General features: G+C 58.3%; 11 protein-coding genes and 1 tRNA gene. 4 read left to right on the forward strand and 8 right to left on the reverse strand.

Going from position 1 to position 13,831, the window contains the following annotated elements; genetic code table 11:
• Positions 1-172: 172 nt before the first annotated feature.
• Together BPSY_RS10405 and BPSY_RS10410 are read right to left on the reverse strand one after the other, a co-directional pair.
• Complete coding sequence (locus tag BPSY_RS10405) at positions 173-1,441, reverse strand: glutamate-cysteine ligase family protein (protein WP_033497128.1); 1,269 nt, start codon at positions 1,439-1,441, stop codon at positions 173-175.
• Between the two features lie 88 nt (positions 1,442-1,529).
• Complete coding sequence (locus BPSY_RS10410; RefSeq protein WP_051921926.1) at positions 1,530-6,371, reverse strand: acyl-CoA dehydratase activase-related protein; 4,842 nt, start codon at positions 6,369-6,371, stop codon at positions 1,530-1,532.
• A gap of 329 nt (positions 6,372-6,700) precedes the next feature.
• On the opposite strand from BPSY_RS10410, the gene xseA reads away from it, so the two are divergent.
• Both xseA and BPSY_RS10420 read left to right on the forward strand, forming a co-directional pair.
• Complete coding sequence (gene xseA, locus BPSY_RS10415) at positions 6,701-8,014, forward strand: exodeoxyribonuclease VII large subunit (protein WP_081884413.1); 1,314 nt, start codon at positions 6,701-6,703, stop codon at positions 8,012-8,014.
• A 61-nt stretch (positions 8,015-8,075) separates the two neighbouring features.
• Positions 8,076-8,423, forward strand: coding sequence for an exodeoxyribonuclease VII small subunit (locus BPSY_RS10420; RefSeq protein ID WP_081884414.1), 348 nt, complete (start codon positions 8,076-8,078; stop codon positions 8,421-8,423).
• Between the two features lie 109 nt (positions 8,424-8,532).
• Here the strand turns inward: BPSY_RS10420 and BPSY_RS10425 are convergent, their stop codons facing one another.
• The 3 genes from BPSY_RS10425 to BPSY_RS10435 form a co-directional block, all read right to left on the reverse strand.
• Positions 8,533-8,880, reverse strand: coding sequence for a lectin-C (locus tag BPSY_RS10425; protein ID WP_238556853.1), 348 nt, complete (start codon positions 8,878-8,880; stop codon positions 8,533-8,535).
• Positions 8,881-8,979: 99 nt separating this feature from the next.
• Positions 8,980-9,408: a Fur family transcriptional regulator gene (locus tag BPSY_RS10430; protein ID WP_157809749.1), complete on the reverse strand. Its 429-nt coding sequence runs from the start codon at positions 9,406-9,408 to the stop codon at positions 8,980-8,982.
• Positions 9,409-9,669: 261 nt separating this feature from the next.
• Complete coding sequence (locus BPSY_RS10435; RefSeq protein WP_100841105.1) at positions 9,670-10,704, reverse strand: endonuclease/exonuclease/phosphatase family protein; 1,035 nt, start codon at positions 10,702-10,704, stop codon at positions 9,670-9,672.
• A 261-nt stretch (positions 10,705-10,965) separates the two neighbouring features.
• On the opposite strand from BPSY_RS10435, the gene BPSY_RS10440 reads away from it, so the two are divergent.
• A tRNA-Arg gene (locus tag BPSY_RS10440) sits at positions 10,966-11,038 on the forward strand.
• A 155-nt stretch (positions 11,039-11,193) separates the two neighbouring features.
• On the opposite strand, the gene BPSY_RS10445 is transcribed toward BPSY_RS10440, so the two are convergent.
• The 3 genes from BPSY_RS10445 to BPSY_RS10455 form a co-directional block, all read right to left on the reverse strand.
• Positions 11,194-11,739 carry a TetR/AcrR family transcriptional regulator gene (locus tag BPSY_RS10445; RefSeq protein WP_033497126.1) on the reverse strand — a complete coding sequence of 182 codons (546 nt, stop codon included), beginning with the start codon at positions 11,737-11,739 and terminating at the stop codon, positions 11,194-11,196.
• 91 nt (positions 11,740-11,830) lie between these two features.
• Positions 11,831-12,460, reverse strand: coding sequence for a sugar O-acetyltransferase (locus BPSY_RS10450; protein WP_239647651.1), 630 nt, complete (start codon positions 12,458-12,460; stop codon positions 11,831-11,833).
• Positions 12,461-12,479: 19 nt separating this feature from the next.
• Positions 12,480-13,121 carry a sugar O-acetyltransferase gene (locus BPSY_RS10455; protein ID WP_033497172.1) on the reverse strand — a complete coding sequence of 214 codons (642 nt, stop codon included), beginning with the start codon at positions 13,119-13,121 and terminating at the stop codon, positions 12,480-12,482.
• A 220-nt stretch (positions 13,122-13,341) separates the two neighbouring features.
• Between BPSY_RS10455 and BPSY_RS10460 the strand changes: the two genes are divergently transcribed.
• A complete protein-coding gene (locus tag BPSY_RS10460) occupies positions 13,342-13,782 on the forward strand; it encodes a MarR family winged helix-turn-helix transcriptional regulator (protein ID WP_051921973.1) in 441 nt (146 codons plus the stop codon).
• The last annotated feature ends 49 nt before the right edge of the window (positions 13,783-13,831 follow it).

Below are 13,831 nucleotides of genomic sequence, written 5' to 3' on the forward strand. Positions count from 1 at the left end.
TGCCGTTTCCGTTCTTCCGAAGACTCCCCGCTGATAACGGATCATCGCCACAACGAAGCCAATCATAACACCCGGCCGGGCACACCGGATACGGTTTCACCAGTACAGCGGATTCCGCATCTCTTCGTCCGGAGACCCTCGCCGTGAAGCGGCTTCCCGCCACGATCCGGCTTCACCCTTGGAAGACGTCCGGATGGTTCGGGTCGCCGGGAATCTCAGGCATGGTGCCTTCGAGCCCGAGGAATTCCTGCCAGAATCCCAAAGGTTGTCCGTATGGGCCGGCGTTATGCCCTTGGGCCTGGATATTGGCTTTGGCCTCCAGCACATCCTCTTCGGTGATGCCATCGAAGTAGGTCTGCAGTCTGCTGAACCGGCGTTCATCGTAGAACAGTTCGTTGATGATTTCCGTCAGGCGCTCGACCCGTTCCAGTGGAAGGGAATCCCAATGCCTCAGTTCGACGAAGTTCTTCAGACGCACATCATTGAAATGCGTTGAAAGGATGTGGTTGATCTCATATTCATTCAGGGGGCGATCGGGATAGATTTCGGCGGCATTCTCATGCCATGCGATCATATGCGGGTCGGGAACGGTATCCTTCAGCTCCGGTGTATGAGTCAGATCAGCGAACATCATCGGGGTGCTCAGCACATCGACCGCATAATCCTCCCAGCCGAAATGAGGGTTGAACAGACCTGGCGTGAGCCCGGTGCGTTGAGGATCCATCCAATCCCACATTCGTTGGCGGAGCAGCGGGTATGGATTGCGCTCCCCCTCGCAGAATGGCGAGTTCCTGAAGAACCAGGCCAGAATCGGCCCTATGGCCGAAGCGATACGCATTTTGGCGATGGCATCGCTTTCATCCTTGAAATCGATGCTCACCTGAGTGGCGGAGGAACAGCGCATCATCATGGGTCCACATTCACCGATTCGGCCCAGGTATGCGTTCATGGCCTTATAGCGGCTTTTCGGGTTCAGAGGGACATCCGCGTAGGACGATACCGGTTGATACCCGTATTCGATCAGACGGAAGCCCAGATCCTTGGTTATCGCGTCGACCTCACGCCGAAAGGCCAGATAGGAGGCGTTGACCTCGCGTGGGCTGTGCAGGACTCCAAGGGAACATTCGAACTGCCCGCCTGGTTCCAGCGATACCGCGACTCCGGGACGCGCCAGTCCCACCAGATGACCGTTCTCCCAGTATTCCTTTTCGGGATCGTATCGTGGCGCAAGGCGTTTGAGCAGCGTTTCTATGCCATTCGCCTCGAAATAGGTCACAGCCGTGTCCGAACCGTTATGGACAGGCAGATGCTCGATCTCGATGCCGAAGCCGAAGTCCTCCCGGGATTTCGAGCCGCTTTCAAAAAGACCGACGAGGCTCTCGACATGCTTCGGATTCGCCGTGGCGAGCATGTGAGCAAAATTGACCCGTTTGCTATTCATGCTTTGATGGTATTGCACTACCCGTGTTCGACCGGCTAAAACATCCAAATCACCTATACGAATAATCGATGACGACTTGACGGCGGGCTCAGCAGCAAGCGTCGGGGGCGGTATTCGTCCCCTGCTTCTTGGCCGCCGCGATCATCAGCTTGATTCGGTTGAGCTGATTCGCCTCGGATGCTCCGGGATCGTAGTCGATCGAGACGATATTCGCATTGGGGTATTCCCGTCGAATCTTGCCGAACATTCCACGTCCGGTCACATGGTTGGGCAGACAGGCGAAGGGTTGCGCGCACACGATGTTGGGCGTTCCCGACTCCACCAGATCCACGATTTCCCCGGTGAGCAGCCACCCCTCACCGGCCTGGACGCCAAGCGATGTTACCGTGCTCGCTTTGCGCCGCAGCTCGTTGATCGATACAGGGACATCGAATTTGCCATGCGTCGAAGCCAAGGCCTTCAACATCGGACGACGATATCCCTCCGCCATGCTGAGCAGCAGCTTCTTCACCCAGGTATTGCCCCCGGTGCCGAGATGCTCTTCGTTCCATTCGGCATTCGACATGCCGTTGATCATGAAGTCGCAGATTCCCGGAAGCACCGCTTCGCAGTCCTGGCTTTCGATCACGTCGATAACGTGGTTATTCGCATCAGGATGGTATTTGACCAGGATCTCCCCGACCACTCCCACGCGGGGTTTACGTGCGACATTCTTCAAGGGCAGCTCATCGAAGGCCCTGACCATATTCCTCATCAGCTTCGTGTAGCGCATACGCCCATAGCCGTAGAGCTTCCTGGCTGTTTCGGAAAGGCCATGATGTTCCAGATTCTCACGGATGATGGCATTCCATAGGCTGTACAGCTGATTCGCCGTTCCCGATTCCTCCTCATACGGCCGCACACGCAGGAGGCATTCCATCAGCGCATCGCCCAGATAGAAAGCCTTGACGGCCCGGTGCAGCAAGGTCGGCGTGGCCTTGAGACCTGGATTGGCGTTCAAGCCTTTGACGCTCAGGGTGATGATCGGCACGTAACCGAAACCCGCGTCCTCCATCGCCTTGCGCAGCAAGCCGAAGTAATTGGTCGCCCTGCACATACCGCCGGTCTGTGTGACGATGACCGCGCATGTGTGCGGATCGTAGGCACCCGTCAAAAAGGCGTTCACCAATTGCCCGACGATGATGATCGCGGGGAAGCAGGCATCGTTATTCACATATTTGATACCGGTATTGATGTCTTCCTGGCTGGCCTTCTCAAGCAGCCTGAAGTCATAGCCGCCACTGCGGAAAACCGATTCCAGTAGGGAGAAGTGGACAGGGGACATCTGCGGCGCAAGCACCGTGTACTTATGCCCCATGCTCTTGCTGAAAGGCCTGACCTTCGCATACCGGGCCATTGCGGAATCATGTTTCGGCCCTTTCCCATCGGCCCTGCGGCCAGAACCGCCACTGCCGCCGCTGCCCGCCCCACGCTCCTCGTCCTGCACGGGCATGCCTTCACGCTTGCGGATCACTCCGGGATCCGAAAGACCTTGCCGCCCCTGAGGTGATGCGGGGGAACCGTCGCGCTCCTCAACGGCCGCCTTCAGCGAGCGCAGGCGAATCTTGGCAGCACCGAGATTGGAGACCTCGTCGATTTTGAGTTGCGTATAGACGTCATCCTTGTCGGCGAGGATCTCCTGCACCTGATCGGTGGTGATCGCGTCGATTCCGCAACCGAAGCTGACCATCTGCACCAGCTGCAGATTCTTGTATCCTCCGACGAAACGTGCCGCTTCGTACAGTCGGGAGTGGTATGCCCACTGGTTCTCGACGCGCAGCGGCATACGTTCATGCCCCTCATATGAGGGAACGGTTTTGCGGAAACCGTCGGCATTCTTATTCGACTCGATGGCCCGTTGACCGTGCTCATCCACAAAAGCGCTGAAATCAGGCATCCGCTTGGGATTCAACTCGCATATCGAATCCTCGGAGAGCACCACCATGCCCAACGAGCAGATGGTTTCAGGAATGCCATGGTTGATCTCCGGATCCACGTGATACGGCCTTCCGGCAAGAACGATGCCCCGGGTGTTATGCTCACGCATATATGCCAGGGCGCGCAGGCCCTCCTGGCGCACATCGTTTTTGAAGACGGCATCCTCACGGTATGCGGCCTTCACCGCCAGACGGGCCTCATCCTCGCTCACCCCGGACCAGGAGAAGATATCCACGATCCGTTCGACCAGCTTCTCCCTATCCGACAGATTCACGTAGGGTCTCAGGAAGCGGACGCCCGGCTGCTGGAGTCTGGTCAGATTGGCTTCGATGACGACCGGATAGTGGGCGACCACCGGACAGTTGTATTTGTTGTCGGCGTCGGGGGCCAACTCCTGTTCATAGGTCACACAGGGATAGAAGATGGTCGTAACGCCTTTATCCAGCAAGGACTCGATATGGCCGTGCACGAGTTTCGCCGGATAGCAGATGTTCTCCGACGCGATGGAATCCATGCCCTGTTCGAAGACCTCGTGATTCGAGCGTCCCGAGATCATCACGCGGAATCCGAGCGAGGTCAGCAACGTGAACCAGAAGGGGTAATCCTCATACATGTTGAGCACACGTGGGATGCCGATGTCTCCGCGTGTGGCCTTGGCCGGGGTCAGACGGCGATAGGCGAAGGCACGCTTGTATTTGAAGTCATACAGGTTGGGGCGATCGGAACGCTGCTTGCTTCTGTCCCCACCACGCTCGCAACGGTTGCCGGTTACGTAGCGTGACCCATCCTGGAATTCCGTAACCGTGAGCTTGCAATGGTTCTGGCATAGATTGCAGACGTCGTGGGTGCTCTGCATGGACAGGCCATCGAGATCCTCGCCCATCAGTATCGAGCTGCGGCTCCGCCTCCCGGGGATACGCTCGGATGCGGCATCACTGGACGCGCCTTCGTCCGTCTCCTGATCGCCGGAGGCATCGAGGGCACCGTTGTGAGCAACGCCGTGTCCATTCGCACTGCTCTCATCAACGCTGTCTTTATCAACACTGTCCTCATCGGTACTGCTCTCATCAACGCTGTCTTCATCAACACAGTGGATTCTGGCAGTCAGCGCGGCACCGTAGGCCCCCATCAGTCCGGCTATATTCGGCCTGGTCACCTCCCGGCCTGTCAGCAGTTCGAAGGCCCTGAGCACGGCATCGTTGAGGAAGGTCCCACCCTGCACCACAACCGTTGATCCCAGCGCCTGAGGATCACGCAACTTGATCACCTTATACAGTGCGTTACGAACCACTGAGTAGCACAAGCCCGCGGCGATGTCCTCCGGTGTGGCCCCCTCCTTCTGGGCTTGCTTCACCGAGGAGTTCATGAACACCGTGCAACGCGAACCCAAATCGACGGGGGCCTTCGACGCCAGGGCCTGCCTGGTGAATTCCTGAATATCGATACCCAGGGATTGCGCGAAGGTCTGCAGGAAGGATCCGCATCCCGAAGAGCAGGCCTCATTGACGCAGATGGAATCGATCACGCCCGAGGTCACCGACATGTATTTCATGTCCTGCCCGCCAATATCGATCACCGATGTGACTCCCGGGCTGATCTCCTCAGCGGCTCGATAATGTGCCATCGTTTCCACGACACCCTCATCGATATGCAGCCCGGCCTTGATCAATCCTTCGCCATAGCCGGTCGCACATGCACGAGCGATATAGCAGTCCGCCGGCAGCGATGACTGTATGTCGCGGACGATGTCCGCCGCGGCGAGCAGGGGGTTTTCCTGATGGGTGGCGTATGTGGACCACACGATGGTCTTGTCATCATCGATCAGGGTCGCCTTGATGGTGGTGCTGCCCGCATCGACTCCCAGGAACAGCGGTCCCTTTGCCTCTGCGAGCCGCCCGACCGGAATCGTCGCATCCGCATGGCGTCGATTGAAGGCCTCGCGTTCAGACTGATCGGCGAAGAAAGGCCGAAGAGTCCTTGCCTGGGAGGGCAGGGATTCCAACATCTTCAACGCCGCTATCAGACCATGGAGGGAGTGCAGATCATCACTCGTGATCGCAGAGCTCCCCTTGGACTCCCCCCTTGCCTCGTCGTTGCCGGATTCGCCCTCGCCCGTGGCCATCAGGGCGGCTCCGTATGCGACGAAGAGGTGCGCATCGGCAGGAACGATGTATCGTTGCGCCTTGCCTTCCAGAATGCTTTTGAATGCCTCCTGGAGCTCGGACATGAAGAACAGCGGGCCACCCAGGAACACGACATTGCCCCGTATCGGCCTGCCACAGGCGAGTCCTGAAATCGTCTGGGTGGCCACCGCCGCGAAGATGGAAGCGGCCAGGTCCTTTTTGTCGGCTCCGTCATTGATCAGGGGCTGAAGATCGGATTTGGCGAACACACCGCATCGTGAAGCGATCGGATAGATGGTCTCGTGCTGTGCCGCCAACTCATTGAGACCCTGCGCATCGACGTTGAGCAGGGTCGCCATCTGATCGATGAAGGCCCCTGTCCCGCCCGCGCAGGAACCGTTCATGCGCTGCTCCGGCGTCGGCTTGAGATATGTGATCTTCGCGTCTTCGCCACCCAATTCGATGATGACGTCGGCCTCGGGATTGGTCGTGTTGATCGCCTCGGTTTCCGCGATCACCTCCTGGACGAATGCTGCGCCCAGCTGCGAGGCCAGGCCAAGCCCACCCGAACCGGTGATTGCGATTCGAAGGGAATGGTTGTCCTGACCGACTTTCTTCAGGCAGGTAGCTATATCCTCCAGAAGTTCGGCGACGCATTTGCGGACATTCGCATGATGCCGTCTGTAATCGCTGTAGAGCGCATCCGAGAGCTTGTCGGACTCCCCCAAGACCACGGCTTTCACGGTTGTGGAGCCGACATCGAGCCCGACCCTCAATGGTCGCTTCTGATGGTCATCGGCATGCATATCATGTGTTCCGGCGTCTATCATCCGAACCCCTTTTCGACACTGTGACTGTGCCGTTGCACGCGGTTTCCGCCACGTTTCTCCTCATCCTGCACATGTCAGGCAACTCCGGCAACATCCCGGTGCCACCGTCCGGCACCTCTCCAATGCTGCAACTGTCACGGCATGCACGAGCAGCTTCTACATTAACCGATGCCAACCCCATAACACGGTAAGCTCGTGAACTTTCGGCACTCCACATTTCAATATGGGTGTCCGAAAGCCAAGCGGCAGTAAGTCCCGTAGAATATCTATCAATTGTAAAGAATATTTTACATCTGAATATGTCCGGCTGATGCCCGAAAGTGGAGACCATGAGTGAAACGCTTTTCACACCATCCCAGCAGAACGGTTTCGCCGGCAATGCATCCGCCAACGGCGCATCAGGTACGGCCGGGCCGGAAGCCCCTGCGGAAATCCCCCGGCTCGCGCGTGAAACCACGGTCGAGCACCCCTGGCCGGTCAGCATACTCAGCCAGAAATTCCATGATGCCGTCTCCAAATGGCCCGGTGCCTGGATCGAGGGGCAGATTGTCGAGATCAATACCAGACGCAGCGGATCGGCCTATCTGACCGTCCGCGACAATTTCGAGGACATCTCCATTTCGGTGATGGGGTTCCGTCAATTCGCCGTCATGGCCCGCGACTTCCGGCAGGGGGATCGTGTCGTCATCCACGGCAGGCCCGATCTCTGGGTAAAACAGACCCGTCTGAGTTTCATGGCCGACGACATTCGACGCGTCGGCACCGGCGATCTCAAGGAACAGATCGAGGAACTGCGCAAGAAACTCAAAGGTGAAGGCCTCTTCGACGCCGAGCGCAAGGAGGCGCTGCCCGAATTCCCGACCCGCATCGGCTTGGTGTGCGCGCCGCAGGCCCGCGCCGAGGGGGATGTCATCACCAATGCGCGCCTGAGGTGGCCCACAATCCAATTCACCGTGGTCCATGCACACGTACAGGGACCGCAGTGCCCTCCCGATGTGGTTGCCGCCATACACAAACTCGACAATGACCCGGATGTGGATGTCATCATCGTCGCCCGTGGAGGCGGAAGCTTCGAAGACCTGCTCGGTTTCTCGGATGAGAGCGTCGTCCGTGCGGCTGCGTCATGCTCCACTCCGCTGATCTCCGCCGTTGGGCATGAGGATGATTGGACCCTGATCGACCTTGCCGCGGACTTGCGCGCTTCGACTCCGACCGATGCCGCGAAGCGTGCCGTGCCCGATGTGAACGAACAGCTCCAGATCATCGCCGAGGGTCGTCGCCGCATCCGGGACCGCATCACCAACATGGTCGACAACGAGCTGCGGCTCATCGAGGGGTATGCCAACCGCCCCAGCCTCACACAACCCCTTGTGATGCTCGAAAGGCCGCAACGCCTCGTTGACGAGGCCGGGCAGCAACTTGATATCGCCTTGCGACGAATCGTGGATGACGCCGGGCTCACCATCGAAAAGCTCCATGCCTCGCTCACAGCACTGAGTCCGCAGTCAACCCTCGACAGGGGCTATGCGGTCGTTCAGTCCGCAGAGGGCAAGGTCGTGGATGATGCGGAGCAGGTACACGCAGGCGATGAGCTCACCATCACATTGCATCACGGCGTCATTGTGGCGACGACACTGGGTTGAGCGGAGCAGGCACAGAACTTGTACTATCGCTTCACGGAAGACGTGAAGGATGTAGGACCATATGAAGGGAAGCACCGTGACAGACAGCGAAAGCACAGCAAGTGCGGAGAACAAGAAGGAATCGGCGGCTCCGGCGGCGGTGATCGCCAGCAGCCTGAGCGAAAAGGAACGCGAAGCCATTGCAAAGCTCCCATACGAGCAGGCGCGCGACCAGCTGATTCAGGCCGTTCAGGCGCTTGAAGCGGGCGGACTCGACCTGGACGCCTCGATGCGTCAATGGGAAATCGGGGAGGCGTTGTCCAAACGCGCCCAGGAACTACTCGATCAGGTTCGCGCGAAACTGGACGACGCGCAGGCCCAGCAGGCCAGCGCCGGCGCAAGTGCGGGCACCCAGTCCAATTTGGAATAATCGGCGGGATGCCTGAAACCCTGCCTCGGATACGGCCGGGGACTTATGCATACGGCACCTTATGCATGGGTCCCCGGTGCAGCAGTCATCGCATGTACCCGTGATGCCGCTATGCGGCAAGGGCCTGCGAAAGCTCGCGCAGATCCTTGAGAATCTCCTCATGTGACTGCTCGTCGGTGTCGAATGCGAGGTGGCAGAAGGCGCAATCGTGGTGCTCATTGTTTTCCCTGCACGCCTCATGGCAATCCTTCGCCTCGCACTCCTTGCCCTGGACGCAGTCCACATCGCCGCAGCAGTCACCGGTGAAGCAGCAACCACAGCAACCGCAGGCGGCGGCACCATGCTCATGATTGGAGAGGTCGAAGCTCTTCAGCGTCTCGATATCCACCGCCAGCCTCCCGGCGGAAACGGTGTTGATCTCGTATGCGTGCTCGTCATACTTCGTAATGTCAGTCACGATAATCTCCTCGTCATTCGAATCGCAGCATTCAGCAGCTGCATGCAGTTCGAAGAGTATGGCGCGTTGTGGCAACGGCAAAACTGCTGAGAGTGAGTATCAATCCGACGACAGGCGACGGTGCTGCCCATCATCCCCCTTTGACTCCCTTAGTCGGCATGCGGCGCAGAGGCCGAACAGTTCAAGCGAATGGCTCACATCGGAGAAACCCAGGGATTCCGCCCTCAGACGCGTCCATTCCTCGAATCCGGGAATCTCCAGTTCTACGGCCTTGCCGCATTCCCGGCATATCAGATGGTGATGATGGTGATGATCCCTGCACAGGCGGTAGAAGGTTTCGCCGTGGACCTGCAGAGTGTCCACTTCCTTGCCATCAGCCATGATCTGCAGATTCCGGTAAACGGTCGCGATGCCCACCTTCTTACCACGTGCCTGCAAACCGGAGTAAATCATTCGGGCCGTTGAAAATGCATCCGAATGCTTGAGCTCTTCGACGATCAAGGTTCGCGGCCGTGTAACCCTCTTCACCACAGGACTCACCGGCCTTATTCCGCACCGAGACATCGCTGCGGACCGGACGAGGACAGACATCGGCCAGCATGATGATTCGGCATTCAATAATAATAATTATCATTATTATATACATACCTCACCAGCCTTCCGGGCAGCCGCATACACCCGGACTCAGCCTCACGATCAGAAATGCCGTCGAAGCTCGCGCCGGTCACCTCCCGATCGGTTCATGCCTCAGGAGCGCCGATGAGCTCGCGACCCGGTAGCTCAGGAAGCTCAGTGCAGGGCGATGGTGGCGAGCAATGCGGCGTGATCGGAACCCGGAATCCTGGCAACCTTCATATTGCCTGCCGCAATGCCCTGATCGACCACAATATGGTCGATGGATACGAGAGGGGGAATATGCGCACGGTTCGCAGGCCAGGTCATCGTGAAACCATCACCGGACTCTCTGGCGGCGTCACTGAAGCGCTTCCCCAGGAAATCACGGAATGGGCCGTGGTCATAGGTCGCATTGAAATCGCCCATAAGCACGTATTTGGTATTGATGTCCGCATGCTCCCTGAAGGTTTGGAGCTCGGTGAGACTTCGCTTCCACTGAGCCCACTCCCCCGACGTGGGCGAAGTGGTGTGCACCGACACGAAGCGGATCGAGGTCGAAGCTCCCGGGAACGCCACGGTTCCGGCAGGCATGTATGAGGCGCTGGAGTTGATCTGATCATTCACGGTTGACGTCAGCTGGGTGGCCGACCAGATGCCGTTGCCATAGGTCTTATCGGATGAAGCCACCTTGGAATACGGCAGATAGTCCCCTATCCCCGCCGCATCAAGCTTGCGCACGAATGCATCGGTGGTCTCCTGGAGGGCCAGCACCTCCACACGTTCGCTCTTGACCAGATCCACGATGCTCTGGGCATCGGCACGCCCTTTGTACACATTCGCGGTCATCACACGGGCATAGGCATCGCCGGTATCCGGTGTGGAGGAAGTGGCCGTATCGGCTGCCGACGGCAATGCCGTGCTCGACGAGAAGAATGGGTACTGCCACCAGACCTGGGTGCACAGGCAGAGCAAGGCGATCAACGCCGTAGCCCACCGCTTGGAGAGAAGCCCCAGAAGCAGCGCGATGGCAGCCGCGAGCGCAAACCACGGGGTGCCCGACACCAGGACCGGCAGATAAGGGATATCCGAGAAACGGCTGGGAACAAGACGCGCCAGCACCCCGATCAGAGCCGCAAGCATCAACAATCTTGCGATCACGGTCGCGATCATCCTGAGTAGCGACGAATGTCCTCCATGCTGAGCACTCATACTGAAGGCTCCCTCCATACGCTTGGTCTCGCTTGCACCGTCATGATCGGCACCGTGCCGGTCGGCACTGTCTAGGGTAATGGGCATCACCCGAATCCGACATCATCCTGGGGTACCGGATTGCCCATAATCAGCCATGACGCAACAGCAAGGGCCTTAGCGGTGCTTCACGATGAGCGAACTTCACCCAAGCCGATCACGCCGACACCCTACACCGTTCGGATGTGTTTTCCCCCGGAGCGTGTACCATGGAGTCTCGTTGCCCCGGTAGCTCAGGGGATAGAGCACTTCTCTCCTAAAGAAGGTGTCGTGCGTTCGAATCGCATCCGGGGCACACTGAGTCGTTGAACGGCAAGGCATCAGAACCGTTCCAGCGGCCCGCAGGCAGACGGGAATATCCAAGGGCACCAAGCGGCGTCGCCTCTCCACTTCCCATGATGCTCCCCATATCGCGTGACATCTCCATCACATCGGTGCAGGCGTGCCGAACTAGACCCGTACGATACGTGCGATTGCCTCGATGATGTCATCCTCGCCAGCCGGCTCCCGATCCAAAGCCCTGTGGATATTGAGTCCCTCTATCAGTGCGTCGAGCAGGCGCGCGGTACGCGGGTCGAAATGTCGTTCAAGGCTTGCCCGGCTACGGGCCATCCACCCCTCCGTCACCTGCCGGTATGCATGATCGCGTGCGGCGAGGGTGTACAACTCATAGGTCACGACCGTATCCGCCTGGGAATGCTCAACAACGATGGACTCCATCACGGCATCAAGCGCCTCCGAGCGCGTATGCGCGGAGCGCATCCTTGCATCGAATTGATCCGCGGAGCGTTCGGCGAAACGCGAGAAGGCTTCGTGCAGCAGCTCCTTCATGCCATTGAAATGGTAGGTCATCGAGCCCAAGGGGACACCAGCCACAGCCGCCACTTTTCGATGAGAGGTTCCGGCCACACCCTGTGTGGCTATCACGTGGAGCGCCGCGTCAATAATCCTGTCGCGCCTGCCCGGATCGGCATTCCTAGCTACAGGTGCATCCATGAACAACCCTTCCTTCTACGCACTTAGCGATCCGATGGTAGTGGCCGCCAACCGCAAGCACATCGGCAGAGGCGGCCCCGGTGACCGTCCCCTATTCGAAGGCGGGCAGATTCATCCGATCGGCTTCGCTGATTTCCCTTATGACTTTGCAGGGGACACCGGCTGCCAGCACATTCTCCGGGATGTCATGCGTGACCACGGCACCAGCCCCGATCACCGAACCAGCACCGATGTTCGCACCGGCCGTAACCGTGACATTGCCTGCAAGCCAACAATTCGCCCCGATGGTGATGGGTGCGCCATACTCGTAGTCGAAGGTGGAGCCGTCGCGGTGCTGGCGGGAGTTGCGCTCCTGCCATCGCAGAGGGTGCAGCAGCGTCAGCAATGATACATTCGGGCCGAACATCACATTGTCGCCGATGGTCACCGGGCACACATCAAGTACCGTGAAGTTGAAATTCGCATACACGTGATCGCCGAGTGTCGTGAACCTGCCGTAATCGAAGAAGATCGGTCCATTCAGATATGTTCCCACTCCCCTGTTGGGAATGAGTTCGCGGAGTATTGATTCGCGCTGCTCCTCGTCGGATTCCTTGCAGGAGTTGTAATCCTTGCAGAGCTGGTGCGCTTTGGACAGGAGATTCGCGATTTCGGGAACGGATGGGTCATAGAGCTCCCCCGCGATCATGCGTTCCAGTTGTGTTTTCTCTTCCACGGCCATGTCCTTTCCTCGGTCTTGCCTATGCCTGGTTCCCGCGAGCGTCCAAACGCTCCAGATAACCCGTCTTGTCATCGGATGTGATCGGCTTGAGGACGCGCGCCGGGTTGCCCACCGCCACCACATGTTCAGGAATATCCTTCGTCACCACCGAACCAGCACCGATCACCGATCCGGCACCGATCGTGACACCTCCGAGAACGATCACATGGCCACCGAGCCATACCCCGTCCTCAAGAATGATTGGGCTCGCCTGGCAGGCCCCGTTGATTCTTTCATCCCTGTCGAGTGCGTGGTTGGTGGCGAACAAACCGACTTTTGGCGCGATCCAGACATTGTCATGAATGGTGACAGGTGCATTGTCGAGAATCGCGCAGTCGTAATTGATATGAACATTGGATCCGATGCTGATATTGCATCCCAGCTCACACCTGAAATTCGGTTTGATAACCGCATCATCGCCGACCGCTCCCAACAACTGCGACAGTATCTCGCCCTGCCGTTGAGGATTGTCATAACCGAGTCGGTTATATTCGGTGAAGAGCCTCTCGGCGCGCAATCGCGCCGAATCGATATCCGGATGCGTGTCCTGATAGACCTGACCGGCAATCATGCGGGCCCATTCCACTTTCCCTGATTCGCTCATCGTTTCAGTGATATCCATATTCTCCCCCATACTTCCTGAGATCAACCAGAGTCTCCATTCGGCGGCGCAGCCGAAGACCCATCAATGTGTACGAATGTACACTATACCTGGGATACGTTGCCACCGCACGGATAAAGGATGCAAGCAGGGTGCCGCGCCGTACGCCGAACTCGTCACCGCCGTCCTCGAGGAGCCGCAACATCGAAGAGATAATTTCCAATATGATATAGTTTCCAATATGAAACTATATCAAGACGGCGATCTCCACGATGCCCTGATGCTGCTGCAATGCGAATTCGTGGCCCAACGCAAGAGGGTCAATCCTTCGGACATCACATGGCTGCAATACGACATCCTCTCGTCACTGAGGAGCGGGGCGACGATGCCGTCATCATTGAGTGTGCAACTCGGCATCTCACGATCGAAGCTCTCCAAGAGTCTGGGAGAACTCAAGTCCTTGGGATTCATCGAGCAGACGCCGAGCGCCCATGACCGCAGGGAGTTGCAGACATCCCTGTCGGACAAGGGCCTGCACCTGCTGCACGATATCGACGATCAGCACCACGAACTCACCGAAAGCGCGGCATCCGTGTGGTCCCCCGAAGAACAGCGGTCATTCGCGAATCTGGCGACGGAGCTCGTCTCGGTGCTGCGGGAACAGCGGAAACAGCAACGGTAACGCGACGACGGACGGACAAAGCCGGCTCTGATGAGCCGCGAGGGAATGA

Source organism: Bifidobacterium psychraerophilum, from assembly GCF_000741705.1.
GTDB lineage: Bacteria > Actinomycetota > Actinomycetes > Actinomycetales > Bifidobacteriaceae > Bombiscardovia > Bombiscardovia psychraerophila.

Coding starts and splice junctions, on each gene's coding strand:
- BPSY_RS10450 (WP_239647651.1), bottom strand. CDS start 12,460: ATGGCCGTGGAAGAGAAAACACAACTGGAACGCATGATCGCGGGGGAG.
- BPSY_RS10455 (WP_033497172.1), bottom strand. CDS start 13,121: ATGGATATCACTGAAACGATGAGCGAATCAGGGAAAGTGGAATGGGCC.
- BPSY_RS10460 (WP_051921973.1), top strand. CDS start 13,342: ATGAAACTATATCAAGACGGCGATCTCCACGATGCCCTGATGCTGCTG.
- BPSY_RS10445 (WP_033497126.1), bottom strand. CDS start 11,739: ATGGATGCACCTGTAGCTAGGAATGCCGATCCGGGCAGGCGCGACAGG.
- BPSY_RS10405 (WP_033497128.1), bottom strand. CDS start 1,441: ATGAATAGCAAACGGGTCAATTTTGCTCACATGCTCGCCACGGCGAAT.
- xseA (WP_081884413.1), top strand. CDS start 6,701: ATGAGTGAAACGCTTTTCACACCATCCCAGCAGAACGGTTTCGCCGGC.
- BPSY_RS10410 (WP_051921926.1), bottom strand. CDS start 6,371: ATGATAGACGCCGGAACACATGATATGCATGCCGATGACCATCAGAAG.
- BPSY_RS10435 (WP_100841105.1), bottom strand. CDS start 10,704: ATGAGTGCTCAGCATGGAGGACATTCGTCGCTACTCAGGATGATCGCG.
- BPSY_RS10420 (WP_081884414.1), top strand. CDS start 8,076: ATGAAGGGAAGCACCGTGACAGACAGCGAAAGCACAGCAAGTGCGGAG.